The following is a 25,958-nucleotide window of genomic DNA, read 5'->3' on the forward strand; positions in this document are numbered from 1 at the left end:
GCGCGTAGGCTCATTTGGTGAAGCAACTGACGATCGGTGTAGTCGCGACCTCCCGCAAGGAGGACGAGCACCGGTTGGCGATCCATCCGGCGCACCTGGACCGGATCGATCCGGGGCTTCGCGAGCGAGTCTTCCTCGAGCGCGGCTACGGCGACCGATTCGGTTATACCGATGAGCACCTCGCCCCGCTGGTCGCCGGACAACGCAGCCGCGAGGAACTGTTCGCCGAGTGCGACGTGCTGCTGCTGCCCAAGCCGCTACCCGACGACCTGGAGCACCTGCGCGCCGGACAGATCGTCTGGGGGTGGCCGCACTGCGTGCAGGACCAGCGGATGACCCAGCTGGCCGTCGACCGCGGGCTGACCCTGATCGCCTGGGAGGCGATGAATCACTGGACGAAGGAGGGCAACTTCAGCGTCCACGTCTTCCACAAGAACAACGAGCTGGCCGGCTACTGCTCGGTGCTGCACGCGCTGCAGCTGCGCGGATCCAGCGGCGACTACGGGCGCCGACTACGGGCGGCCGTGATCAGCTTCGGCGCCACCGCCCGCGGCGCGGTGCGCGCGCTCAACGCGCTCGGCATCAGCGATGTCACGGTGCTCACCCAGCGCAGCGTCTCCGCCGTCGCCTCGCCGTTCGCGTCGGTGCGGATGCAGCATTTCGAGCGCGATCCCGCGAACCCGAGCCGGACCCTCGCCCTGAAGGCGCCCGAACCCGGCCCGCTGGCCGAGGTGCTCGCCCAGTACGACGTGGTCGTCAACTGCATCCTGCAGGACACCGAAGAACCGCTGATGTTCGTGCTGAACGAGGACCTACCGCTGTTCGCCCGCGGCACCCTGTTCATCGATGTCTCCTGCGACGAGGGCATGGGTTTCGAATGGGCCCGCCCCACCTCGTTCGCCGACCCGATGTTCACCATCGGTGCGGACCTGCACTACTACGGCGTCGACCACAGCCCCTCCTTCCTGTGGAACTCCGCCACCTGGGAAAACTCCGAGGCCCTGCTCGAATACCTGCCCATCGTGATGGCGGGCCCCGACGCCTGGGACGGCAGCGAAACCGTCCGTCGCGCCATCGAAATCCGCGACGGGCGCGTGCAGAACCTCCGCATCCTCTCCTTCCAGCATCGCGCCGCCGCCTACCCTTACGCGGTCGTCTGATCTCTGGTCGTTCCGCAGTCGGAATTGTCCTGTGCCACAGGTTGATTCGGGTAACTGCGCCGCGAGCCCGCTGACAGAAAAAGACCCTGCCCGACGCGAAGTGCGTGGGGCAGGGTCTTTTGGATTCAGTTAACCGACGGCGCTGGTGGTCGGCGTCGGGGTGACGCTGGTGGTTGTCGGTGCCGCGGAAGTGGTTGTCGCAGTGGTGGTCGGCGCCGTGGTCTCGGTCGGTGCGACCGAGGTCGGTGCCGGTGCGTTGATTGCCTGCGGTGTCACCGGGATGGTCGAGGTGGTGGTCGGCGCCACAGTAGTTGTCGGCGACGGGGTTGTCGCGGTGCTGCTCGTGGTGGGAGCGGCACTGGTGGTGGTGGGCGTCGCGCTCTTGGTCGGCGTCGCCGCCGACGACGTCGGGGTGGGAGCTGCGGCCTTGTAGGCGGCAGCCAGGTCGGCCTCGGTCGGCTGGGCGTTCGTGTCGACCTTCTTGCCCGCCTGTGCCTGCTGCGCCAGGTGGGTGATCCACGCGGCCGCGTACTCGGCGGAGGTCATCGGCTTCCCGTTGGCCGGGTCGGCGTCGTGCCAGTAGTCGAAGTGGTGACCGGTGTGGTCGGGGCCGAGGGTTTGCTTGTACGGATCGCTCATGATCACCGGGATGGTGTTCTGGTTGGTCACGATGAGACCGATGATCTCGTTCAGGATCTTCTGCGGCAGGTAGGCCAGCGGCGACATGTTGTCGGCCGCGATCGCGTCCGCCTTCGCCACCGGTTCCTTCGGCGCCTGGCCCGGCTTGTAGGCCGGATCGGACACCTTGAGCAGCACCTGGAGGAAGGTCTCGTCGCTCTTGAGCCAGTTCGGCTGCGACGAGATGTCGGCGAACGCGGCCAGCGCGATGCGGCCGAGCACCACGGCGACGTCCTGTCCGGTCGCGGGGGTGAGCCCGTCCTGTTGGAGCGCATCACCATTGAGCTGGCGCCCGACGTTCACCACCAGCTGCAGCAGTGAAATATTCTGCGGCGCAGAGCAAGTGAGGTCACCGTCGGAGCAGAACGACGCGATCTTGCCGTTCAGCGCGCCGAAATCACCGCTGGTACCGGGCAGGGCGCCCTGCCCGGGCGTCGGGTTCTTACCGTTCTGGTAGTTCTGGTCGAAGCCGTCGGGATGGCTCGGGTCCTTCGCGCCGGGGAACGGCCCGTCGCCCGCCGAGCGACCGGCGTCGGCGATGATGACCACACCGACGACCTTGGCCGGATCGACGATCCCGTATGCGCCGTCCTTGCCTGCCTCCTGATGGCCGACCTTCATCGCGACGCGGCGCACGACGTCGGCGCCCTCGCTGTAGCCGACGATGGAGAACTTGGTGTTCGGGCACGCCTGCGAGATCTCCCGCATCACCTGCTCGGTATTCGCGGCACCGGTGTTGACGGCGTCCTCATAGGTCGACAAGTTCGCCGGGTACGCGATGTAGACGGCGGCGTAAGAGCCGGGATCGACGGCGCCGGCGGCCGGGTTGACCACCGGATCGACCCATTCGCTGTTGTAGTCACCCGCCAGCGCGGCGGGCAGCTCGTTGCCGTTGGCGTCGACCAGCAGCTTCGTCGTGCCCTGCTTCGGTGTGTCGTTACGGCCTGCCACCGAGATGCTGACCATGTCGTGACACTCGGTGACCGACGAGGTGAGCTGGGTATCCCTGGTTTGCGGCGACGACGTCAGCGCGAACGTCGTCGCGACGATCGCCGCGACGCCGAGCACCGCGGGCGCGGCGACAGCCGAGGCAATACGATGTCGGGCGAAGAACCCGCGAAAATCCATGTCCTGTTTCCCCATTCCAATTACCGGCATGTTGGACGGGCAGGCCCCCCGAGGCCGTGCGTCACCAAGGACGTCGGGAAAGTGGAGGTGAGCGTTACGGTGTCGAGTCCATAAGGCGACGCCGGACACGGTCGAGTCACGCTGTGGCAACGGCATTTGCCCCCATCAATAGGGGCATCGTCCATTCCTGGTTGAGGTCGGCTACACCTGGTGAATACCGGGGTAATGGAATCGGCGAATTCTGATCATGACCGTGTCGAAAACCGCTCATATGGCTGAAAAGTGACATTGCCGACGGGGTGTGGCCGCGGTCTCGCCGAAAAATCCGTTGACCTTGACGGTGCGTCGATCACTATCGTCATCGACCGTGACGATCACCGTGCTGGACAGCTACACCGCGACGCGTGCCATCCTGACCGCGCCGCTCGCCGAACGACCCGAGTTGCTGCGCCGGATGCTCGAACCGACCGCGGACATGTACCGCTACTTCCCCGGCACCCCGGACCTGGTGCAGCTGCACCACATGAGCGGCGGTTTCCGCGCCGACCGCGAAGTCGACGGAGCCCTGGCGGGGCTCGAGGCCCTACACGATGCGCAGGCCTGGGATCGGATCGAAGCCGCCATGAACGCGGCGCTGTCGGTTCAGCTGAACGCGACACCGGATATCCGGGTCCCCGACATCACGGTGATGATCGTGCTCGGCGACCACACCGACGCGCACTTCCTCGACGTCGGCCTGGGGGTGAGCGGCAACGGCGGCATCTCCGGCTACATCTGGCTCGCGTTCTGGCCGAGTCCGGAGAATCTGGCGCGGCTGGAGTCGACGGCCGTGCACGAGCTGAACCACAACCTGCGTTACAGCAACGTGCGATGGGATCCGGAAACCGTGACGGTCGGTGAGCACGTGATCAGCGAGGGTCTCGCCGACGCGTTCGCCAGGCACCTGTACGGCGACCTCGGCTACACCCGCATCGGCGTGCCGTCGTTGTCCGATGATGCGGTGTACGACAAGGTGATCGGCGGCCTCGGCGTGCGCGGCATGCAGAACTTCGCCGCCTACGTCCATGGTGACGCGATCGCGGCGCGATACGGCGGCACGCCCGTCGGGCTGCCGACCGGTGCGGGTTATGCCGTCGGAAACCGGCTCGTGGACGCCTATCTCGCGCGCACCGGACAGCAGGCACCCGATGCGCTGCTTGTCGACGCCGCGGACGTCATCGAATTGGCGACGAAGGGTCGCTAGCGGGAAAGTCTGTCACGCAACGTTTCCAGCAACCGCACCATTCTTGGGCGCAAATCCTTAGCAAAGAACGCGACCTGTCCCGCTTGTCCGTCCGCGGCAGCGGGGAACACGGGTTATTGCACGTGTCACCGGTTACCGCGATACGCTGCTGTTGCAGGCAATAGGTGTTGCTCTGGTCAGTAGATGACCGCGAACGATGTTGTCCGCGTAGAGACTAACCGGATAAAGAAACTGGGCGGTCGGCTTTATTGCCGGGCGCTCTGTTCTCATGCGAGTCCTCTGAGACAACAGAAAGGCTGCGATCAATGAGAATCCAGCCACGGCGCCAGATCTTGAATGTCTGGAGTTCACTGCTGGCGGCCTGCTATCAAGACGACACCTGGATCTGGGGCGGGCGGGATGGGTCGAACTCCATCAGCGACGCCGAGCAACTCTTGTGTCTGCTGTACCCGGCCACTCAGATCAGTAGCTTCGCGCTGCACAATCCCGACCGGATCGCCGACGATGTCCGGACGACGCTGAAACCTCTTGGCCGCGAACGCCGCATCGGCCTGAAGATCGTCGAGGTGATGGACGAGTATCTGCGGCGCTACGAACGCGACGATCAGCCGATCTTTTCGGGCGGCAGCTACCTGCGAGCCATCGAGGGCGCCGAGGCGACCGATCGGCAGCGGAATGTCGATGTGGTCGATTCCTACTCGATGTCGCTCACGGTCTGTCTGGCCGGGCTGCAATACCTGCGCGCACTGCAGGATTCGATCGGTCCCGGCGACCAGCAGCGGCTGGAGCGGCTGATCGAGCCGGTGCAGGTCCGGCTCAACAAGCGACTCACTGCGGCCATGATCGGACTGGTGCGCAGCTTCGTTGTGCAGTCGGTGGATCCGGAGACCGACACGGGCGCGGCGATGCTCAGCATGTTCAATCAAACCGGGGCCGAAAACGACGCGGTGGTCGGCGGCGTGGCCCGACGGCTCGAACGAGTCCGTGGGCGGCTGCTCCGAGATGTCACGCTCAACAAGACGCCCCAGGCCGACCTGGCGAGCCCGGCCCTGATGTTCGAGTGCGGCTGGAGCTGGGGCGTGGTCGAAGGCGCCGAGGTCATCGACTTCATCGATGTGCCGATCGCCAAGTCGGAGGGTTTCGCGGTCGGGCGGCCCTACCTGTACTTCACTATCACCGCCTTGGACGGCATCAACGACTTGACCCAGCCGCGCACCCGCGAGCTCGATCTGCTCGACGCCGACCAGCGCCGACTTGCCGACGCGCTGCAACTGCGCTGGGACCTGGCGCAACGCTACTGGTCGGCGATGGCCCGCTATGGCGAAGGGGATTGGCCGCTCGAGGACATTCCCTGGCGCACCTCCGACGGCGAGGAGTCGGACTACTTCAGCCTCTGCGTGTCCGGTCTGCTGATCCAGGACCTCATCGCCCGCGAAGCCGATGACGACGACCTCACCAGGGCCACCCGTATTTTCGACGAGCTGGCCCGCCGGGGACGGATCACCCGCAGGCTGACCGAGGACGACCCGGCGCGCGCCCTGCACATCCCGGGGGTGCTGCTGCGGTTGAACGGTACCGAGGCCATCGACGACGGCCCGCTGCTGTACTGGGCGGTGTCCGACTACGCACCGATGCTGCTGAAACGGACGCTGCAGGCGGCGCAGTTGTCGCGCACACTGTCCACCCGCAGGCAGTTGCTGGAACTGGCCCAATCGACCATGGATCATCTGGAACAGCGAGCCTTCCAGCGTGCTCCGGGCAAGGGGCTGTGGGACGACGCGGCCCGGGTTTTCGTGAACCCATCCCCGACCGGCCAGCCGGTCCAGCCGGTGCCGGAGGGACCCCAGGAACCGTCCTGGTATTTCACCGAGCGCATCATCGAATGTCTGGTCGTGGCCGAATCGAGCTACCAGAATCCGCCGTTCCGCTCCCCGACGTCACTGACCCGTGCGCTGGAACTGCTCGACGAGGCGGACCATCTGCTCAATCAAAAATTCCTGGAGCTCAGCGAGCGGGACAACACGCCGAATCGCCGGGCCTTGGAGAATATAGAAAAGAATCTGGTGCGCGCGAGCAAATTGATCGACGAGCGACCGGCCACGGCATTCAGTCTCTGCGTCGACGCGCTGCGCGAATTGGACGGGCTCGAAGTCGCCGGCCTCGACGCGATGAGGGGTGAGTAGATTGAGTGAGGGCATACTTGTCTTCTCCACCTCGGACAAGGGCGGCACCGGTCGTTCGGTGACCAGTTGCAATATCGCCTACCGGCTGAGCGTGGACGGCAAAAGCGTTGCCTATCTCGACTTCGATTTCGGCTCACCGACTTCGGGCGCACTGTTCGAGATCGAAAAGATGGATCGCGGTGTATCCGGCAAGCAGGGACTGCACGAATACCTGAACGGCCGGATCACCATTCCGGCCCGATGTGACATCCGGTCGGAGACCAATCGCAAAGACCTGCACGCACTTCGGCATCCCTATCAGCTCACCCTGTTTCCCGGGGATCGCGGTGGTGGAGAATTCCCCGCGTCCGCCCAGGTGGTGAAGCAATGCGTCGAGCTGCTGATGATCTGCCAGCAGGAATTCGATGTCACCTTCGTGGATCTCAGCGCGGGCCGATCGGCGGCCTTGGAGATAGTGCTGCGCGCCACGGCCGCCGAATCACTGCGTGCGGTGTCGGCGCGGTGGCTTGTCTTCCACCGGTGGACCCGCCAGCATATTCTCGCCGCGAACGGACTGGTGCACGGTCCGAACGGATTGCTGGAGGCCGGTCAGAAATGCGGTCACAACGTCGGTGACCTGCTCGAATCGGTGCGCTACATTCGCACCGCCGTGCCGTCGACGAACGAGGGTTCCGGCGACAAAGACCGTGGGCCGCAATGGGCTTGGCTGCGCAAACAGAACGAGGCGTTGGAGCAGCTCGCGCTGGCCAACCAATTGGGTTCCAGCGTCAAGCTCGGTACGACACCGATGGAGCCGGTGCTGCAGTGGCGGGAACAGTTGATCCTCGACGCCGACATCGACGCGAAGATCGCCAACGAGGAGACGGTGACCGCCTTCAAAGAGTTGGCAGTTGAACTCATGGATGACGCGACGTGGGAGAGGCTCTTCTGACGATGAACGGTGCCACTATGTACAGCGAGGCGGACGAGCAGGTCCAGGTCGCCGGGGTGAAATTCGCGCATCTGTCCATCGAGACCGGGCACTTCTACATGAAAAGCCTGCTCGACGGGGAGGACAAGATCCGTGCGCATTTCGAGCGGGTGACCAGGCTGGTCGAGCTGCACACCAAGGAGGCCGAACTGGAATACGGCCCATCGGCGCGGGTGAGCACCTGCTTCCTGATCGACGACTACTTCGGCTCGAACACCAACCCCACCGAGGTGCTGGACAAGGTCCTCGGCATTGCCGAGAAATGCGGACTGCGCATCGACTATCTCGCGCGTGAGGCCGGGTGCTGGGAGACGCCCCAGTATGTCGACAAACGCCTGACCGGGCAGCAGATCCCGCTGGCCGAGATGGTCGCGTCCTGGGTCGTCGCCGAGCCGTTGAAGCAGACAACGGGACGGCGGCCACCCGATGTCGAGTCCGGCTGGTTGTGCAACGGGCGCCGATCCTCCGAGCACGACTCGGAGCAGGCGATGCAGGTGGTGGAGTATCGCCGCCCGGAGGAGTTCGCGAGCCGGGAACACACGATCTTCCTCGACATCGAGCTGTGGAATACCCGGACCAACAAGGACGGCGAGGAACACACCCGCTGGTCGTGCCCCTTCTTGGCCTCGATCTGGCAATTGCTGCGCTTGGGCATGCTGCGCTATGAGGGCAAGGCGGTGGTCGTGCCGCAACCTCGTCCCGAGCACTGGCCGGCCAGCTGGTGGGAAATGCCGTCGGTCATCGCATTGAACCCGCACGCCGCGCCGTTCCAGGCGTATCGAGCGCTGTCCATTCTGCCGCGCGAATATGTGAAGATCGAACACGCGGTGCAGACCATCCTCGACCACATCGTGATCGATCCGGAGGTCTTGCAGAAGGCCGTCGAACGCGCTGACGGCGAAGGGATTACGATTCCGCGAGAGGTCACCGGCCGCCTGTCGCACATGTTCGTCGACGAGGTCGCCAAACGTCCGCGCGCCGATGAGGCATGACATGGCCGACGCCCGCGCGAATTCGGATGAGCCGCCGCTGGTCGTGCTCGGCGAGATACACACCTGTCTGCTGCCGTCGCAACACGCCCTGGATACGGCGGCGAGCATCGAGCTGTTGCGGGCGGTGCAGCGTGGCCTCACGGTGACGTCCAGGGAACGGCCGATGCCGCTGGTGATCTCGCCGAATCGGTTCGAGGGGGTCGACTGTGTCCTGATTCCGAAGTCGGGCAAGCACGTTCATGTGATCGGCACCGTCGCGTCGCGCACGGTGGTGATCGGCGGTCGAGTCCTGCAGGGCTCGTCCCAGACCCGGGTGATGCGCTCGCCGGAGCGACAGCCGTGGTCGTATTACTTGAGCAGGCCGGGAACCGTGGATGCGGTGCGCAACCTCGGTTCCGCGCCGGCCGGTCGGCTGGTGGACGGACATCTGCGGTTACAGCACGACGACAAGCTCGATCTGACCTCGATCAGCCAGCGGATGTCGACGTTCGCCCGGGTGGATCCCCGGCTGGACCAGAAAATGCCGTTCCGTGCGGGCGCCACGCGACTGCGCTGGGCCGTCGAGGTGGGTGCTGAGTCGAATCAACTGCCCCGCTTCGCTTTTCATCTGGCGGATAAAACGCTGCGGACGGTGCGACTCACCTTGGCCGCACCGGATATTGCTGTGGCGCAACGCTTTTGCGAGGATCTCGCGATCCACGATTGGCTGCTGACCACCATCGATCAGGTGGCCGATCGCGCGGGGCGCAACGATCAGGAGACCGACGCGCTGCTGGATCAGCTGGTGCCGTTGCTGGATCAGCTGGTGCCGCTGTGGATGCCGGGCGCGCACACCGCCCCGCAGCTGCGGCAGCTGTGGGCGGACCTGGAGATGGATCCGGGCTTCACCCGGCAATGGACCGCGCGGGTCGGGCAATTGCGCGACCGGGTGACGACCGCGACCCTCGAGGCGTTGCGGCATTCCAAGATCATCAGCCACGACTGGTGAGTTCTCACAGCCGAAACCAGCGTCGCACCAGCAGCGCGAAGAACACCGATGTCGATAACACCCCCGCATAAGCCTCCACCACGAACACCAGCTGATCGGTCCCCTCGAGCCCCGCGGTATCCGCCGGGCCGAGCGGATTCAGATAGTTCATCGCGCAGTCGTAGACGATCGACAGGGTCGACTCGGTGGACAGTGAACGCACAATCACAATGGACAACGCGACCTGGAGAATGATCCACAGCAGCATCCGATACGGCCGATAACCGTAGCCGCACACCAGGTCCGAGAAATAGCCGACGAAGCGACGCCACCGGACCGGCTGCGCCCACCGCTTGGCCCGCGCCAGACTCAAGCCGCAGCGGTCCTCCGCATCGGTATCGCCATCCTGGCGGTACAGGCTCCAGGCCCGCCGGAACGACAGCGCCGCATGACCGGGCAGCACGAGCGCCAGCAGGTCGCCGATCTGTTCGTAGACCTCGGCCAGTCGTCGGCTTTGCGTGCGGCTCAGCTTCAGTGGGCCCCGGTATTCGACCTCGGCGGCGAACAAGGCGACCAGGATTTCCGGAGCTACCCGCGCCGCCGAGTCGGACGCCTTGCCGAGGTCCGCGTAAGCGCGGGCGAACAGCAGGCTGTCACTGCGCCGACGAATGCCGGGCGGGTCGTACCCGGCGATGACAGCCTCGACGTGGCGGTTGAACGAATCCAGCAGGTCCTGTTCGCCCTCCCGTCTGCGGTCGACCCAGTTCTTCGTCAAGAACGGATACAGGTCCAGATCGGCATAAGCCTTGGCATGCCGGTCAACCCGGGTGAACATCGAGCGGGCGAAATGCGAATCCTGTTGTTGCTCATTCACTACGGCCCCACCATCGACGTCGTTTTTCGGCGCACCGTCACGATAACGCGATACGACAATTGAGCCGATGTTCGCTCCGAGGTGCAAGCCCACACATCGTTTGCCGTGTTCGCGGGCAGGTGCGTAGCTAGAATGTTGTTGTGCCGCCACATGCGGCGGGGTGAGACGGGGAGGCAAGCCATGGCCGACGTGTTGTTCATCGTCACGGCCGGTTCGGGGGACGCGCAGCAGTTGGATCGCCTGGCCGAAGACCTGGCCGACGAGCTACGGGAAATCTCCGGATTAACGGTCGGTGCTGTGACGACGACCGGCAGCCCCGGCACCAAATCCGGTACCGCAGTGGAGATCGGCCAGCTGCTGGTATCCGGGGGCGCGCTCAGCACTACCGCCTGGGCAATCCGCGATATCGTGCTCCGCCTCCTGGCCCGCGGCCGCGCGGAATCCGTCACCGTGCGCAACGGCGACCGCGACGTCACCATCGTCGGGCCGACCGATGGACAGGTCGACGGTGTCGTCGATCAGTTGCGGAGTCTATTCGCCGATGACTAGCCCGCGGGGTCGCCGGATCGCGCTGTTCGTCGCCAACGACACCTTCTACTCGACGTCGATCTCACAGCTCTACGCGCCGGTCTCGGACGCCAGAGAGCTGCGAAATCTGTTGCACGACCCGAGCATTGGTGCGTTTCAGCCCGCCGAAATACTCGTCAACGAGTCGAAGACGGAGATCGAGCGCAGCATCGAGCGGCTGTTCCGCAATGCGGGCCCGGAAGATCTCGTGCTGTTCTACTACTCGGGCCACGGCTTCCGCACGAGCCGCAACCTGTACCTGGCCGCCTGCAACACCGATCCGCATCTGCCGAGCAGTTCCGCGGTGTCGTCCGCGTTCATCAAGGAGCTGATCCGCGAGTCGAGCGCCGCGGCGAAGATCATCCTGCTCGATTGCTGTTACAGCGGCGCGTTTCTCGGCAATGACGTGATCAAGGCGGTCGGCGGCATCGACGACGGTGTGGGCGAGCACCTGGTCACCGGGGACGGCATCTGCGTGATGACCGCCTGCACCGGCGTGCAGATCGCCGAAGACGGGATACGTTCGGCCGCAGCCGATTCCGTACCGCTGTCGATGTTCACCTCGGCGATCGTCAACGGCATCACCACCACCGGGCTGGCGGGCAACGGTACCGGGGAGATCAGCACGCACGACCTGTGGACCTATGTCAGCGACGAGGTGCGCCGCCGCACCGATCGTCAAACACCGAGCCACTACGGCTTTTTGAACGACGAGGTCTACATCGCACGCACGCGACGCCGAACCGGGGGCGCGAGCGATGGCGGCGATCGGGTGCTGCTCGGCAGTCTGCTCGGGCGTCTGGAGCAGGTGGAAGACGCCGGACTGCGGGCGGAAAGCTGGTGGGGCACCGGCAAATTGGCCGTGCCGATCGGCAGGCAGCGCCGGCCGGACGGCACCGTCGGCGATATCGTGCAGCTCGAGTTCGCCGGTCCGGACAACGGCCTGCTGATCGTCGGTCGCGCGGGTTCCGGCAAGAGCACCCTGCTGCGCACCCTGGTGGCGTCGCTGGTCCTGACCCATTCCCCGGACGAAGCGCGCGTGCACGTCCTGGAATCCAGCAATCGGTTGGGCTCGATGCGCGAACTGCCGCACGTCGCCGACGTGGTCTGCGACGACGAGCCCGAGCAGGTCGCCGCCCTGCTGCAGCGCATGCTCGAGGAGATCAGCAACCGAAAGCGGCTGTACCGCAAGCACAATATCGACTCACCGGCCAGCCTGCGGGCGGCCCGCGACGCACTGCCCGAGGGGCCGGTGCCGGATCTGTTCCTGGTGCTCGACCGGTGGGACGACTTCGCGGAGCTGCTGCCCAAGGCGGCGGACACGGTGCGTCGCATCGCCGATGCCGGGCCGGAATACGCCGTGCACGTGGTCGTGACCGTGCGGGACTGGAACGAGGTGCCGGACTGGATGGCCAGGCTCTTGGCCGTCCAGATCGAGCTGCGCATGCATCAGCCGCGCGATTCGCACATCGATCCGGAGCTTGCGGTGCGGCTGCCGGAGGGGCCGGGGTGGGCGCTGCACCAGCAGCAACCGTTCCGGATCGCGGTACCCGACATTCGGGAGCCACCCGCGGACCCCGCGATGGTGGACGATGTGACCGACGGCGCCGCGGATCTTGTCGCCCGTCTGCGGGTACGGCACACCGCCGAGGGGCTCGGCCCGGGATCGGCCGGGCCCGAGGTCGAGGCCGACTTCGCCACCCTGCACGGCCTCGACGATGTCTCGGTATTCGACCTCGGCCAGTGGTGGCGCGAACGTCCCGCGCGGGAGTTGCTGCGCATTCCCATCGGTGCGACGCGACCCGGTGACCCGGTACTGCTCGACCTCAAACAGGGTGCCGAGGGCGGCATGGGCCCGCACGGGTTGGTGGTCGGTGCGATCGGCTCCGGCAAATCGGAGTTGCTGCGGACCATCGTGCTCGGGCTGGCGTTGCGGCACAGCCCGGATCAGGTGAACTTCCTGCTCGTCGACTTCAAGAACGGTGCGACGTTCCAGCCGCTGACCAGCCTGCGGCATCTGGCCGGACATGTCCGGAATGTGGAACAGGATCTTTACCTGCGGGAACGGCTGCAGGATGTGCTCGACGGGGAGATCGACCGACGGCGCAGGCAGCTCGAGGACAGCGGTCCGTACACCACCATCGGCGAATACGAGCAAGCCCGCGCGGGGGGCGCGGCACTGCCGCCGCTGCCCGTGCTGGTGATCGTGATCGAGGAATTCGTGGAATTGCTGTCCGGGACTTCGACATTCGTCGATGTGCTGGTCCGGATCGGGCGGCTCGGCCGGTCGCTGGGCATGCACCTGCTGCTCGGCACCCAGCGTCCCGATGAATGGCGGTTGCGCGCGCTGGACAGCTATCTCTCGTATCGCATTGCGCTGCGCACCTTTTCGCCCGCCGAGTCGCGATTGGTGCTCGGCACCACCGACGCCTATCACCTGCCACGGGTGCCCGGCTATGGGTATCTGCGGATCGGTACCGGCGCCGCGACGCGCTTCCGGGCCGCGTACGCGTCCGGTCCACGACCGTCCGTTCCGGGTGACGGCGATACCGGTCCGGTCGATCGCCCGGTGTCGGAATCGCTCGCCGTCGCTCTCGGCAGGCACGGATCTGCGGCACATCTGGTGTGGACCGACCCGTTGAGCGACTCGCCGACGGTGGGAATGCTTTTGCGGCAGCGGAATTCGCCGACAGCGGGGCCGGGACTGCTGCGGCTGCCGATCGGGGTCGTCGATGTGCCGCGTAAGCATTACCGCGAGGTGCTGTGCGCCGACCTGTCGGATAGTTCCGGCCACATGGCGATCGTCGGTGGTCCGCGTTCGGGGAAGTCGACCGCGCTGCGGACACTGATGGTGGCTGCCGCGGCCACGCATACACCCGAGCAGGTGCAGTTCTACTGCCTGGATCTCGGTGGCGCCCTGGCCGGACTGGCCGAGTTCCCCCACGTGGGATCGGTTGCCGGTCGGCGTGACTCGGATCGCGTGCGCCGCACCGTCGCCGAGGTGGCCGCGCTCGTCGGTCGCCGGGAACAACGGTTCCGCGAACTCGGCATCACCTCGATGCACGAATTCCGTTCTCGTAAGGCGAGATTGTCCGAGGTATCACTGGAAAAGCAAGCCGCCGAACCGATCTCGGCGGACCGGTACGGTGACGTCTTCCTGATGGTCGATGGACTCGATGTCGTCCAGCAGGACTATCCGGCACTCGAGCAGACCATCGTCACCATCGCGACGCGGGGATCCCGTTACGGCGTCCATGTCGTGGTCACGCTGCCGCCGTGGACCAGGAGCCGGCTCGCGCTGCCCGACATGGTCGGCACCCTGATCGAGCTGCGGCTCGGCGACCCCGCGGACTCCCAACTGGACCGTCAGGCAGCGGGAACAGTACCGCCCGATCGGCCGGGCCGCGGTCTTTCCCCGGACAAACTGCACCTGCTCATCGCCCTGCCACGGCTGGACTCGATCACCGACCCGAGGCAGCTGCCGAGCGGTATCGCCGCAGCCGCCAGGCAGTTGCGCACGATCTATGGTTCGCGACAGGCTCCCGAGGTACGCCTGCTGCCCTTGGAGATTCCCCGCGCGCAGGTGCTGCGGTCGGCTCTGCACGCCGGTGTCGCGCAGGATGCGACCCACCTGGCCATCGGCCTCGGCGAAAACGAATTATCTCCATTGCTATTGGATTTCGACGCCCACCCGCATCTCATGGCCTTCGCCGACCCGGGCTGCGGCAAAACCACACTGCTGCACAACATCCTGCTCGGCATCACCGAGAACTCCACCCCCGAGCAAGCCCAGATCCTCCTGATCGACTACCGCCGCACCCTGCTGCACGCGGTCGACCCGAACCACCTGACGGCCTATTGCGCTTCGGCGACAACGGTTCCGGACGCCGTCGACCAGCTATGCCACCTCCTCACCACTCGCCTCCCTGGCCCCGAGGTCGGCCCGAACCAACTCCGCGACCGCACCTGGTGGACCGGCCCCGAGTATTACGTCGTCGTCGACGACCACGACCTGATCGTCACCGAAGGCGACGATCCCCTGGAGCCATTCCTGGAATTTCTGCCGACCGCCTACGCCGTAGGGTTGCATTTGATCATCGCCCGCCAGGCAACCAACCTGGCCAGAGCACTACACGGCACCCTGCTCGCCCGACTCCGCGAAGTATCCGCAGCCGCCCTACTCATGAGCGCCCCCGCCGAGGAAGGAAAACTCTTCGGCGGCGACCTCCGCGCCACCACTCTTCCGCCCGGCCGAGGCACCCTCGTCACCAGATCCCAAGAGCCCCAACTGATCCAGATCGCCTACCTACCGCCACCCCGGTGAATCAGGTTATGAAGGAAGCTTCTGCATGGCCCGCTCGGCCTGCTTACGCACCGAGGCAGACCGGTCATGAACAAACGGTTCGATCAGCTGCCGCACACCGGTGGCCTTCATCTGAACGAGTGCCTTGATCGCGTATCCACGCGCGGGCCCGTCGAGATAACGCACTGCGGTATCCCGTGATTCGGCTGTCTTCACCTTGCCGAGGTACTCGACCAACGGCAGCATCGCGGTCCCCTTCGGCAATTCCGCGAGCAGACCGGCGATCTCGGTGAAGTTCTTCGGCCCTGCGATCAGCCGCAAGGCCTCGCAAGCCCAAGTCTGCATCCGCTCCGGAATCGGCGGCACGTGGCGGACCTGCGCGATCAACAGCTCGATGGCCTCTTGATTACCGCGGGCGGCCGGGTCGATGAGGTTGCGGATGAGCCCGGACCGGATCGCCGACCGATGCTCGGTCTCCGGCCCCGGAATCCGCGTCTCGAGATTCGCCAGCCAGTCGACGAAGACTGGAATGCCGGGCGGGATCGTCCGTGGACCGTTGGATAGATCGCCCAGCGTGTAACAGGGCACCCCGACCGCGGCGAGGTCAGTCATGATCCGCCGATCGAACCCCCGCTCCCCGTCCGTGTAGCGGGCAGGCAGGTCGTTCATCCATTCGGTGCCGCCGTTTTCGCTCCCGTACGGCATTCGCGCATAATTGATGGTCATTTGGGTGGTCCGTCGTCCAGTTCCATCCGAATCAATTCGATCTGTCCGGTATCGATCATGCCCTGGATATCGGGATCGTTGATAACTGTCCGGTGATCGACGATCAGCGTCATGGTGTAGCCGTTGTCCCTGGCCCATTGCTCCTCGATGAGCAGCTGCTTCTTCGCATCGACGATGCTATTGGTGTTCTTGACCTCGGTGAGCTGCCGGTTCTCGTCGTCGATGCGGTCGGGAATCGCCGAATGATCTTCATCGTCGCGGTCCAAGATGGTGATCTTGCGTTTCGGTGCGTTCGGGTCGATCCCCGCGCGCTTTTCCCCTTCTTCGCCTGCCGCGCTGTTCTGCTGGATGTCCCGGCCACCGATGTATTTCGTGCTGCGCGGAGTTCGGCCGAGGATCGACTCGAGGTCGGCGGTGTCGGTGCTCACCAGGTCGTAGATCCCGGTGTTCGACTTCACCGCCTCAGCAACCTTGGTCTCGATATCGCCGAGCCGGTCGGAGATGGCCTTCGCGTACTCGGTCTTGTTCGAGGTGATCAACGCGTCGATCGCGGCCTCGGCTCCGTCGCTGGCGGGCAGCCGTTCCGCGGCAAGTTTGTCGGCCGCATACGAGGCGAGAATGACCGAGAGGAGGTTCAACGACGTGCGGCAATCGTCCTTGGCCGATTTGGCGGTCGCCGCGACCTGTGTGCAGGCGAGGCCCAGGTAGGAGGCCCCGTCGGAGTGCGCCTGGATGGCCCGGCAGACGGCACCGGTGTCATCGACGTATTCGGCCAGGATCGGGTCGTCGCGCTGGGCATCAGCGGGGAAGAGGGTGGTCACGCTGGTGTACAGCTGGGTGGCGTAATCCTTGGTCGTGGTGCTGTACCACGACATCAGCGAGCCAGCGTCGCCGATCCGTTTCTCGTCGCAGTCCGCCCATATGCGGGTCACCTCGGTCTCGACCAGCGACCAGTGATCTGGATTGCCCTCGGTGCCGCCGATCGACAGCTGTGTGGGGTGCAGGTTCATCGTCAGCGTTGTTCCCTGCTGGATATCCGGAACCGGGTCGGGTGTGCCAGGGTGCGAGCTGTTTTCGCTTCGGATGAGGTTCTGTCCCGCGGTGCAGATCTGGATGCCGAGCGCGTTGCACGCCATGGCGGCGGTCGACCCGGCCTCGAAGATGTCGGCCGCCGACTGGTCGAAACTGCGCCCCCAACTCGGGCCGCCGTACGGATACAGCCCGGCCGATTGCGAGATGGTGAGGCCTTTGTCGAGCGCGCGCAGCAGACCTTCCAGGAGCGTGCTGATCTTGATCAACCCCTCGCCGACTCGGAAGTACGTGTCGGCGTCAACGGTTGTCATCGAGAGCCCCGGTGTTCACGAGCGCATCTCCTTGTTGGCCTGCTCGGCCTGTAGATAGTTACTGTGTGCGAGCGCGATCTTTTCGCGTATCGCGCGCAGCTCATCGACGAGTGTCGTTGTGCCGGAGAGCCATTCGCGCTGACTGTCGGAGAAGGCTTGGGCGGTGGTGCCGCTGAACTGGGCGAGTACGCCGTCGGCGATGTTCTTCGTCTTCGTACTGTGATCGCCTACGGCGGCAATCGCCTTGTCGAGCACATCGATGAAGGCCTGCATGGCGTCCAGGTCATAGCGACGAGCGGTCACGGCAGGTCCAGACTCGAGGTGGTCGCCGTGACCTGGCCGGCGAACCGTTCATCCTGGGCGAGAAAGGTATCCGCGGCTGTGGTCAGGCTCGTGGCCAGTCGGTTCAGCTCATCGATATGGGTACCGATGCGCGGAGCCAACTCGTCCCAGAGCGACGTCACGTATTCCGCGGATCGGCCGGACCACAGTTCCCGCAGCCGGGAGTGCTCGGAGCGGATGCCGGTCAGCACATCATCGAGCAGGCCACGCTGAACCCGCAGATCGACTGCGCCCTGCCTGAGCACCGCTGGATCGACTTGTAAACTCACGCCCAACCCCCGTACAACCGGGAAAAGCCTAACGACGTGTAGTTCGCTCGAGCAAGGTGTGTCCGAATGGATTGGCGTGCCCAAGCCCCGCCACAGGTGCAGGACGACTACGACATGCTCCTGCGCGACGGGGTCGACGCGGCGGCTCAAATCCTCGCGGAATCCGACTCTTTCGCGCCGTTCATGCTGGTCATCGACCAGACCGGTCGGAAGACTCTGCGCAGGCTCGCCCAGCCGCGTGTGCACGGTGGCGAGCAAACAGCTACCAGCGCAATGGAAACCGGCACGGACCGGAGCACCCTGCGTGCTCGGGCTACTGTGTTCGACGTCACTGTGTCCGCGCCGTTCGCCGGTAGCGCCATAAAAGCTGTTCTCGAGCACCGGGATGGGCCCGCCGTCGACGTGCTGGTGCCCTACACGGCAACACCGGACGAACTGCGGATCGACTTCACTGCGGCCGACGGTGCGGTCGGCACCGGCAGGCTGTGGGGCTGAGCCTCGATTCCGGAACTAGCCGGCACCCTCGGGCGTGGAACGGTCTCACGGCACGATCTGGACGCCGTCGAGGATGGTGGTGAGGTCGGCGCCGAGCCGGTCCAGGTCGGCCTGCTTTGCCCGGGCCACCAACAAGACTGGACGGATCGCGCCGTCGCAGGCACAGACGACGAGGCGGTGGTCTTCCCACCATTCGGCTTGGGCAAGTGTGAAAGTTCCGGTGACTTGTCCGCCGTTCTGGCCACAAACGGTGATCGGGTGATCGTCCCGTGTGTGCCAGCCGGGCGTTGTCTGCGCTGTCCGGCGCATCATGTCCACGGCCGCTGCCACGGTATCGGTGGGCTCGAGCCGGTTGACGGTGATCGTCGCGGTGGGACTGCGGAAGTCGCCAGGGAGCTGATCTCTGCGCTGGATGGCCAGTCCGCTGGTATCGGTCCCGGGGCCGTCGGTGCGCTGCCATCCCGGCAGTTCGGGAACCAGCACGCTGAACGGCTGCCCGGGTCTGCGGTCGCTGGTGAATGCCAGGCCGGTCGCTGCGTTGGCGTCGCACGAGTAGTGCACTGCCGACGCGGGTTTCGAGGAGGTCGAGGTCGGCGGCGGCTCGGAATCGGGTGCGCCGCATGCGGCAAGTGCCGCCAGTGCCGCCATCGCCATCGGCACCGATCGAAACAGGCTGTGAGACTGTCGATTCACCGGATCGATACCCACACTGTGTTCGCGGGTCCGATCAGCGTGCGCCCGTTCCCCACCCGGCATACCTCGATCCTTACCTGCGGACTTGATTGCAGCAACTGTAGGTCTCAACGGTTTCGGCGGTTGCCACCGGTCCGTGTCATGCGGACCGGTGGCTTCGGCGGCCAGCGCACTCAGGGAGCAGTTGGGTGGGTACTGCTCTTCGGACTACGCGCGAGCAGATAGAGGAGCAGGGCCGACATGACGGCGACCCCTGCCCACATGGCTTGCTGCCAGCCGTCGACGAAGGACTGCTGGGCGGCTTGGATCAGCGTCGGGGCCTGCGAGCCTGTGTTGTTCGCTGCGGCAACGGCATTGGCGACGCCTTCGCGTGCGGTGTCGGCGGCATCGGCGGGGAGACCGCCGAGCTTGTCATCGATGGCGTTGCGGTAGCCGGCGGACAGGAGGGCGCCGAGTAGGGCTACGCCGAGTGCGGTGCCGAATTCGCGGGTGACGTCGTTGAGTGCGGACGCGACACCCTGGCGTTCCCGCGGCAGCGAGCTGGTGATGGCCTCGGTGGCGGGTGTCATCGACAGGCCCATGCCGATGCCCATGATGAGCATGCCGGGCAGGATGGACAGGTAGCCGCCGTCGACCGAGACGAGGACGGCCATGAGTGCCAGACCGGCGCCGGACACGGCGATGCCCACGGCCATGGTCGAACGAGAACCGAGGCGCGTGGCGAGCTTTGGGGCGAGACCGGAGGCCATCATCATCAGCACGGCCATGGGCATGAACGCGAGCGTGGACAGCAGTCCCGACCACCCGAGCACGGCCTGGAAGAACGGGAACAGGACCACGAAGATGCCCGCCTGCACGCCGAAAACCGCAAGCAGTGTGAGCGAGCCGCCGGCCAGGTCGCGCCGGCGGAAGAGCCGGACGTCCAGCAGGGCGGTCTCCTGGCGATGCTGCTCCCAGGTCACGAAGCAGACCGTGGCGACGATCCCGACGACGAGGCCGATCAGGGTGGCGGGGGCGGTCCAGCCGCGTTCCGGTCCCTCCTGCAGGACGAAGATGAGGGCGACCACGGCGACTACCGAGGTCAGCGCGCCACCGATATCGAAGGCGTGTCCCGAGGTTTCGCGGGAGTTGGGGACCGAGCGCAGCGCCATCGCGAGCGCCACGCCGACCAGCGCCACCGGCAGGACGAACAACCACCGCCAGCTCGCCACGTCGACCAGGGCGGCGGAGAGGAACATGCCGAGGATGCCGCCGCCGCCCGCGACGCCGGTCCAGACGCCGATCGCCCGGCTGCGTTCCGCTTCGGGGAAGGTCGCGGTGATGACGGCAAGGGTGATGGGCATGATCATCGCCGCGCCGACGCCGCTGAGCACGCGTGCGGCGAGCATGACCTCGGTCGAGGGCGCAAGCCCGGCGAGTGCGCTGGCCACACCGAACACGCTCAGCCCGGCGAGCAGCATCGGCTTGCGACCGAGCCGGTCGCCGAGGGCGCCGAGCGGCAGCAGTAGCGCGGCCAGCGCGAGGGTGTAGATGTTGATGATCCACAGGATCGTGCTCTGCGAGGCGCCGAACTCGAGCGCGAGGTCCGGCTGGGCGACATTCAATCCGGACACCGAGGCGATGACGGCCATCAACGCGACACAGACGGCGATCAGGATCATCCGCCGCTGACGCGCGTCCGGCGTGCGGGTCGCCTCGGCGGCGGCAACCGGTGCTGGCTGGTTCGTACTCATGGATTCCTTTCGAAACTGCAGGCAAGGGGCTCGGCGCCGGGCAGGGGAGCGGGCCCGCTGTCGACGAAGCTAACTGCGATTTGCATGAAAGGCATAGGCTCTTGCCTATGGCGCAAAATGATGACGACCTGGACAGCCTGGTGCGCAAACGCATCCGCGCTTTGCGGGTGGCGCAGGGCTGGTCGTTGGAGGAACTGGCAGGCCGCGCCCGGCTCAGTCAGTCCACGCTCAGTCGCATCGAGAACGGCCAGCGCCGACTGGCACTGGACAGCCTCGTCACGCTCGCCCGAGCCCTGGACACCACCCTGGATCAGCTCGTCGAGACCGCCTCCGACGACGTCGTCACCAGCCCGATGATCGACGGGGCGCACGGGTTGATGCGCTGGTCGATCAAGGGGGATCCGGGCATGAGCGTGGTGCGCCAACGGATGACCGAACCGCCGCCCGACAACCCCGCACGCATGCGCGCGCATCCCGGCCGGGAATGGCTCGTCGTCCTGTCCGGCACCGCGATCCTCATGCTCGGCCAGCGCCGCTTCCGCATCGAGACCAATCAGGCCGCCGAGTTCCCCACGATGCTGCCGCACGCCATCGGAACCGCGGGCGGGCCGTGCGAGATACTCGGGATCTTCGATCGCGAAGCCCGTCGTGGCCACCAACGCGCCGAGAGTGGCTCCGACACGTGATCGCATTGCGCGTTCGACACCGTACGTGACCAACTTTTTGCCAATACGGAAAGAGATCGTGCTGTAGGCGCATGGTCGTCATAGCGTGTTGATATGCCTCATGACCACGCGCATACGGCGCAGCACGGCCACCAGCACGACACCGACGGTCAGGCGGAGATTCTCGACCTGGACGCGGAAGTCCTCGCCGAGCGCATCGCCGCCATCGCCAGGTGGCTGCCCATCGCGACACCCCCGCGCCAGATCGTGGATCTCGGCTGCGGGACGGGAGCGGGCACCTTCGCCCTGCTCGACCGTTTCCCGGAGGCACTTGTCACCGCGGTCGACACCTCGGCCGGTCACCTGCTTCGGCTGCGCGAAAAGGCTTGTGCGCGAGGCGTACCGGAACGCGTGCGCACCGTAGCGGCCGACCTCGACTCCGACGACTGGCCCGACCTCGGCACGCCGGACCTGGTGTGGGCTTCGGCCTCGATGCATCACCTGGCCCACCCCGACCGCGCACTGCGCAAGGTGCACGACGCCCTCGCACCGGGCGGACTGTTCGCGGTCGTCGAACTGGCCGGATTCCCCCGTTTCCTATCCGAGAACGTCCCGGAAGAGCGGCCCGGCCTGGAAGAACGCTGCCACACCGCGAGCGAGCGCTACCACGCCGAACACGTCCCGCACCGCGGTGCCGACTGGGGACCGAAGCTGATCGACGCGGGCTTCGCCCTCGAAGGCGAACGCACCTTCACCGTCGATATCGCAGGCTCCGGAAACTCGGCGGTCGGCACCTACGCCCGCAGCAGCCTGCAACGCCTCCGCAGCAGCATCGCCGACACGCTTGCGGCCGAAGACCTCGCCGCACTCGACCGACTCCTCGACACCGACAGCCCGCACAGCATCCTGCGCCGCAACGACCTCGCGGTACGCACCGAACGCACCGTATGGGCCGCGCGCCGCAAGTAGGTGAGAACGTTCACCAGATATCGGCCCAGATCGGCCGTTTGGGAATGTCGAACACTGCGTAGTTCTTGTGCACCACAAGGGGAACCGAGCTGCCGACGCTCAGTCGCTCGGCCAGTGCGCGCGCTTTGACCTCGCGGAATTGCGGATAGAAGTACCGCTTCCGGGCGCGCGCCTCCGTACCCGAGTCCGGGTGCGGGAACTGCGCTTCGACCTGCACCTGCCACAAATCGAAGTTGAACATGACCCGACCGTGTTTACGTCGCAGATCCGATTCGACCACCACCGCAGATAGCGCGATTCCGATCTGCCGCAGGTAATTCCGGCGCACCCGCCATGCGGCGGCCAGTACCAGCATCCATCCACCGATGCCCACCACTACGCTTATCGGAATAGACAATGCCATGGCGACTTCCGAATCGGTCCACTGGATTATCGCGAGAACCAGGTTCAGTACGCCTGCCGCGAAGGCCACCGCCGCGACCGCGGAACCCAGCATCCACGCCAGTGTCATGGCGCCGATCAACTTCTGGGACCGCCCCATACCCAACTCCCCCTGTGTGCGGCCTCAGCCCCGCGCCGCACGTTGTCCGACAAAGGCTTCAGTGTCCGGCTGTCGCACCGGACGCTTGATTTCCTCAGCCACAATGTAGTGCCTCGGGAATCGTGGCAGCGGTGGTGCACAGTCGCCGAGCTGGCCCCGCGACACGGGGTCAGCTCGGCTTAGGCGCTGGCGTCTTGGGGCGGAGCCGGTGCCTGACCCGTGCGCGGTCTGCTGGGGCGAGTTAGCAGATCCCCGGTACTTCGCCGTGGATGAGGACTTGAATGAAGCACTGCAGGTTGGAGCTGCCCGAACTCGGCGCGGGCGCCGGATCTGCGCTCGCGGCGGGTGCGGCCACCAGCGCCGTCAGGACGAAAGCGGCAGCCGATACCGATACAGCCACACTGTTTCTGATACGCACACCAATCTCCTTGTCTAGGAAGCCAAACCACGGTAGCGATGTTCGAGCAATCCCCCCAGCCCCTACTTTTGCGGTGCTGGAACCGGCCCGGCGCTGGGTAGAGTCACCGCCCGTGGCGCCGGATATGACCTTCAATGTCGTTGTCTTCCAACTGAATGCGAACGACGACGACCTCATCAGCGCGGCTGCGCCCGCGCAGGACCAGGACTCCGTCCGGCAGGCGTGGCAGCAAGCCCAGCGGGAGCGTCGGCTCCAGTCGTCCGACGTGACCAGGGTGCACAGCACTTGGCAGCCCTCCCATACCGACCGGGACTTCCTGATCGAAACGTTCCCCGAGGCCGAGTACACCCATATCTTCGAGCGCCCCGACGGCCCGGATTGGACCGCTGCCCTCGAACACGCGCAGCAGGTGATGGCCGAGGTCGAGAATATCAAGTCGCGGGAGCGGAGCGAGGAGATGTTCGTGCAGGCCGAGCGGATTGGTGAATGGCTGCCGATCCTGCACAGTACCGCCGATCCACTGCCGTTCTCTGCCTCCTTGCCGCTGGTCGAAGGCAAGCTGTACTTCGGGTTTGCCAAGGTCATGACCACGCCCGACGGCCAGATCGGCATGTCCCATCTGACCCGGACCAAGTTCGCGTCCATGACCGAGGAGGAGTTCGAGGAGCTGGCAATCGAAGCCCTCGGCAACGTGAAATCCGGCCTCACCTTCAAGGTGGCTCCGGATGAAGAACTCGGGACCCTGGCCACCATGGAACGCGACGGTCCCTGCGTAGCATCGGCGATCCTGCTCGACGATTTTCACGAGAAATGCGCCGAGCAGGTCAATGACGACCGACTGATCGTGGGCCTGATCAGCCCAGACCACATCCTCATCGCAGGCGCCAGCTCAGGCCGAGTCGACGAGATCAGACAAGCCGTCCTCACCTCCCCGGACACCGGCACCGAGCTCGTCCCGAGCCTGCTGCTGATCGACGCAGACACCATCGACGTAATCGCCGAGCGCCCCCGATAGCGGGTTGGCCCCGATCGAACGGTGGCGGCGTGGTTATAGCGTGATCACGATTTTGCCGTGGACGTGGCGTTCGGCTTGCTGTGTCACGGCATCGCGGATCTTCTCGATCGGGAAGGTTGCGGCTATCGGGACGGTGATTGTGCCGGCGAGGATCGCGTCGGTGATATGCGCCATGGCATCTGGGTTCGCGTCGAAGCCGCCGGTCGCGCGCACGCCGCCGGGCGGGTTGGGGCCCGCGGCGACGGTGGAGATGCGCTCGGGCGAGACACCGAGATCGAGTGCGGTCTCGGCTGTTTCGGTGCCGAACAGATCGGTTGCTGCGGTCACGCCCTCCGGGGCCAGTGTCCGTACTCGGTCCGCCAATCCTGGACCGTAGGCCACGGGCTCGGTGCCGAACCGGCGCAGGAACTCGAATGTGCTCGCCGAGGCCGTCCCGATTACCTTGGCGCCGAACAGTTTTGCGAGTTGCATGGCGAACACGCCCACGCCACCCGCGGCTCCGCCGATCAGGACGGTGTCGCCGGACCGCAGCTCGATCGCGGCCAACGCGGCGGCGGCGGTCATGCCTGCCACCGGGAGGGTGGCCGCCACCTCGTCGCTGATGCCTGCCGGTGTGTGCCAGAGCATTTCGGCGGCCGTCGCGGGTGTCTCGACCACCACGAAATCGGCGACGGCTCTACCCAATGCGCCACCGTAAACGCGGTCGCCCACCGCGAAACCCGTGGCATCGTCGCCGATTTCGTCGATGACACCGGCGAAGTCGTAGCCGAAGCCGGACGGCACGGTGATGCCGAACTGTGCTGCGGCCTCGGGGCGCGCGGCGATACCCCAGTCCATCGGATTCAGGCCGGCGGCGGTGACGCGGACGCGGACCGCGCGCGGCCCGGCATGCGGTTGCGGAACCTCCCGCAGCTCCAGAACCTCGGGACCGCCGAATGTTTCGTAGATGACGGCTCGGCTCATGACTACCTCCAACAGGATGACGGGACTTGGTCCCATCACTGTACGCCCAGTAACGGGACCAAGTCCCGTAATATGTTTGTCATGGCTCGCTGGCAACCCAACGCCTCGCAGCGGCTCGTCGTCGCTGCCCTCGAGCTGTTCGAGGAGCAGGGCTACGAGAACACGACGGTGATCGGGATCGCCGAACGCGCCGGGCTCACGAAAAGCACCTTCTTTCGGCACTTCCCGGACAAGCGGGAGGTCCTCTTCGGCGGGGGCACGATGACCGGACTAGTGGTCGACGGGATCGCCGCCGCGCCGGCCGAGGCCGGACCGGTCGACGCGGTGGCGCATGCCCTGACGGTGATCGGGCACGAAGCCTTCACCCCCGACCGCCGCGAGTTCAGCGCTCGGCGGCGGGCCGTGCTGGCCGCCCATCCTGAACTGCGAGAACGCGAGGCTTTGAAGGGGCTAGCCCTCACCGCGGCGATGGTCGAAGCGCTCGAGCGCCGCGGCGTTCCCGCGCTGACCGCGCGCGTGGCAGCCGAACTCGGCGCGCTCGCGTGGAAGCTCGCCTACGAGCGCTGGAGCGACCCGACCAACAGCGACAACTTCGGTGACCTCGCGCGGCGCACCCTCACCGAAGTGCGAGCGGCCAGCGCCTTGTGCTGACCGCAGCTCGGAATCTCCTGTAGGGGTTGATATTCCGACATCGATGGCGGCGCCACGGGTAACTTGGATG

General features: G+C 65.8%; 23 protein-coding genes. 13 read left to right on the plus strand and 10 right to left on the minus strand.

What is annotated here, in order from left to right; genetic code table 11:
• Positions 1 to 17 precede the first annotated feature (17 nt).
• Entirely contained in the window at positions 18 to 1,160 is a 1,143-nt protein-coding gene (locus tag ABZ942_RS09525) for a N(5)-(carboxyethyl)ornithine synthase (RefSeq protein ID WP_357380243.1), read from the plus strand.
• A 129-nt stretch (positions 1,161 to 1,289) separates the two neighbouring features.
• On the opposite strand, the gene ABZ942_RS09530 is transcribed toward ABZ942_RS09525, so the two are convergent.
• Positions 1,290 to 2,966 carry a cutinase family protein gene (locus ABZ942_RS09530; RefSeq protein WP_357380244.1) on the minus strand — a complete coding sequence of 559 codons (1,677 nt, stop codon included), beginning with the start codon at positions 2,964 to 2,966 and terminating at the stop codon, positions 1,290 to 1,292.
• A gap of 367 nt (positions 2,967 to 3,333) precedes the next feature.
• On the opposite strand from ABZ942_RS09530, the gene ABZ942_RS09535 reads away from it, so the two are divergent.
• The 5 genes from ABZ942_RS09535 to ABZ942_RS09555 all read left to right on the plus strand — a co-directional run bounded on the left by ABZ942_RS09535 (position 3,334) and on the right by ABZ942_RS09555 (position 9,342).
• Entirely contained in the window at positions 3,334 to 4,209 is an 876-nt protein-coding gene (locus tag ABZ942_RS09535) for a DUF2268 domain-containing putative Zn-dependent protease (RefSeq protein ID WP_357380245.1), read from the plus strand.
• Between the two features lie 305 nt (positions 4,210 to 4,514).
• Positions 4,515 to 6,392 carry an SCO2524 family protein gene (locus ABZ942_RS09540; RefSeq protein ID WP_357380246.1) on the plus strand — a complete coding sequence of 626 codons (1,878 nt, stop codon included), beginning with the start codon at positions 4,515 to 4,517 and terminating at the stop codon, positions 6,390 to 6,392.
• Entirely contained in the window at positions 6,385 to 7,323 is a 939-nt protein-coding gene (locus ABZ942_RS09545) for an SCO2523 family variant P-loop protein (protein WP_357380247.1), read from the plus strand. Before ABZ942_RS09540 ends, ABZ942_RS09545 begins: the two co-directional genes overlap by 8 nt.
• Entirely contained in the window at positions 7,305 to 8,354 is a 1,050-nt protein-coding gene (locus ABZ942_RS09550) for an SCO2522 family protein (RefSeq protein ID WP_357380248.1), read from the plus strand. Before ABZ942_RS09545 ends, ABZ942_RS09550 begins: the two co-directional genes overlap by 19 nt.
• Position 8,355: 1 nt before the next feature.
• Positions 8,356 to 9,342, plus strand: a complete 987-nt coding sequence (locus ABZ942_RS09555; RefSeq protein WP_357380249.1) for an SCO2521 family protein — start codon at positions 8,356 to 8,358, stop codon at positions 9,340 to 9,342.
• Between the two features lie 4 nt (positions 9,343 to 9,346).
• On the opposite strand, the gene ABZ942_RS09560 is transcribed toward ABZ942_RS09555, so the two are convergent.
• Positions 9,347 to 10,195 (minus strand): hypothetical protein, encoded by an 849-nt coding sequence (locus ABZ942_RS09560; protein WP_357380250.1) that lies wholly within the window; start codon positions 10,193 to 10,195, stop codon positions 9,347 to 9,349.
• 180 nt (positions 10,196 to 10,375) lie between these two features.
• Here ABZ942_RS09560 and ABZ942_RS09565 point away from each other — a divergent pair, with 180 nt between their 5' ends.
• Both ABZ942_RS09565 and eccCb read left to right on the plus strand, forming a co-directional pair.
• The gene (locus tag ABZ942_RS09565) at positions 10,376 to 10,744 is read left to right on the plus strand and encodes a hypothetical protein (protein WP_357380251.1); all 369 of its coding nucleotides are present in this window, start codon (positions 10,376 to 10,378) and stop codon (positions 10,742 to 10,744) included.
• Complete coding sequence (gene eccCb / locus ABZ942_RS09570) at positions 10,737 to 15,086, plus strand: type VII secretion protein EccCb (protein WP_357380252.1); 4,350 nt, start codon at positions 10,737 to 10,739, stop codon at positions 15,084 to 15,086. Before ABZ942_RS09565 ends, eccCb begins: the two co-directional genes overlap by 8 nt.
• A 6-nt stretch (positions 15,087 to 15,092) precedes the next feature.
• Here eccCb and ABZ942_RS09575 read toward each other — a convergent pair whose 3' ends face one another.
• The 4 genes from ABZ942_RS09575 to ABZ942_RS09590 are packed head-to-tail and all read right to left on the minus strand — an operon-like array spanning position 15,093 to position 17,745.
• A complete protein-coding gene (locus ABZ942_RS09575) occupies positions 15,093 to 15,791 on the minus strand; it encodes a HEAT repeat domain-containing protein (RefSeq protein ID WP_357380253.1) in 699 nt (232 codons plus the stop codon).
• A complete protein-coding gene (locus ABZ942_RS09580; protein WP_357380254.1) occupies positions 15,788 to 17,134 on the minus strand; it encodes a putative toxin in 1,347 nt (448 codons plus the stop codon). Before ABZ942_RS09580 ends, ABZ942_RS09575 begins: the two co-directional genes overlap by 4 nt.
• 15 nt (positions 17,135 to 17,149) lie before the next feature.
• Positions 17,150 to 17,437, minus strand: a complete 288-nt coding sequence (locus ABZ942_RS09585) for a WXG100 family type VII secretion target (RefSeq protein WP_357380255.1) — start codon at positions 17,435 to 17,437, stop codon at positions 17,150 to 17,152.
• Positions 17,434 to 17,745 (minus strand): WXG100 family type VII secretion target, encoded by a 312-nt coding sequence (locus tag ABZ942_RS09590; protein WP_357380256.1) that lies wholly within the window; start codon positions 17,743 to 17,745, stop codon positions 17,434 to 17,436. The genes ABZ942_RS09585 and ABZ942_RS09590 overlap by 4 nt, the downstream gene beginning before the upstream one ends.
• A gap of 66 nt (positions 17,746 to 17,811) precedes the next feature.
• Between ABZ942_RS09590 and ABZ942_RS09595 the strand changes: the two genes are divergently transcribed.
• The gene (locus ABZ942_RS09595) at positions 17,812 to 18,240 is read left to right on the plus strand and encodes a hypothetical protein (protein ID WP_357380257.1); all 429 of its coding nucleotides are present in this window, start codon (positions 17,812 to 17,814) and stop codon (positions 18,238 to 18,240) included.
• Between the two features lie 45 nt (positions 18,241 to 18,285).
• Here the strand turns inward: ABZ942_RS09595 and ABZ942_RS09600 are convergent, their stop codons facing one another.
• On the minus strand, positions 18,286 to 18,996 hold the full coding sequence (locus ABZ942_RS09600) for an LpqN/LpqT family lipoprotein (RefSeq protein WP_357380258.1): 711 nt from the start codon (positions 18,994 to 18,996) through the stop codon (positions 18,286 to 18,288).
• Between the two features lie 110 nt (positions 18,997 to 19,106).
• Positions 19,107 to 20,666 carry an MFS transporter gene (locus tag ABZ942_RS09605; RefSeq protein WP_357380259.1) on the minus strand — a complete coding sequence of 520 codons (1,560 nt, stop codon included), beginning with the start codon at positions 20,664 to 20,666 and terminating at the stop codon, positions 19,107 to 19,109.
• A 107-nt stretch (positions 20,667 to 20,773) separates the two neighbouring features.
• On the opposite strand from ABZ942_RS09605, the gene ABZ942_RS09610 reads away from it, so the two are divergent.
• Both ABZ942_RS09610 and ABZ942_RS09615 read left to right on the plus strand, forming a co-directional pair.
• On the plus strand, positions 20,774 to 21,352 hold the full coding sequence (locus tag ABZ942_RS09610) for an XRE family transcriptional regulator (RefSeq protein WP_357380260.1): 579 nt from the start codon (positions 20,774 to 20,776) through the stop codon (positions 21,350 to 21,352).
• A gap of 93 nt (positions 21,353 to 21,445) precedes the next feature.
• Positions 21,446 to 22,300, plus strand: a complete 855-nt coding sequence (locus tag ABZ942_RS09615; protein WP_357380261.1) for a class I SAM-dependent methyltransferase — start codon at positions 21,446 to 21,448, stop codon at positions 22,298 to 22,300.
• Between the two features lie 10 nt (positions 22,301 to 22,310).
• Here ABZ942_RS09615 and ABZ942_RS09620 read toward each other — a convergent pair whose 3' ends face one another.
• Entirely contained in the window at positions 22,311 to 22,841 is a 531-nt protein-coding gene (locus ABZ942_RS09620; RefSeq protein WP_357380262.1) for a hypothetical protein, read from the minus strand.
• Positions 22,842 to 23,137: 296 nt separating this feature from the next.
• Here ABZ942_RS09620 and ABZ942_RS09625 point away from each other — a divergent pair, with 296 nt between their 5' ends.
• Positions 23,138 to 24,274, plus strand: coding sequence for a hypothetical protein (locus ABZ942_RS09625; RefSeq protein WP_357380263.1), 1,137 nt, complete (start codon positions 23,138 to 23,140; stop codon positions 24,272 to 24,274).
• Positions 24,275 to 24,307: 33 nt separating this feature from the next.
• Here the strand turns inward: ABZ942_RS09625 and ABZ942_RS09630 are convergent, their stop codons facing one another.
• On the minus strand, positions 24,308 to 25,237 hold the full coding sequence (locus ABZ942_RS09630; RefSeq protein ID WP_357380264.1) for an NADP-dependent oxidoreductase: 930 nt from the start codon (positions 25,235 to 25,237) through the stop codon (positions 24,308 to 24,310).
• A gap of 81 nt (positions 25,238 to 25,318) precedes the next feature.
• Here ABZ942_RS09630 and ABZ942_RS09635 point away from each other — a divergent pair, with 81 nt between their 5' ends.
• Positions 25,319 to 25,888 (plus strand): helix-turn-helix domain-containing protein, encoded by a 570-nt coding sequence (locus ABZ942_RS09635; protein WP_357380265.1) that lies wholly within the window; start codon positions 25,319 to 25,321, stop codon positions 25,886 to 25,888.
• Positions 25,889 to 25,958 lie beyond the last annotated feature (70 nt).

Origin of the sequence: Nocardia sp. NPDC046473 (assembly GCF_040645995.1) — a bacterium.
Classification (GTDB): Bacteria; Actinomycetota; Actinomycetes; order Mycobacteriales; family Mycobacteriaceae; genus Nocardia.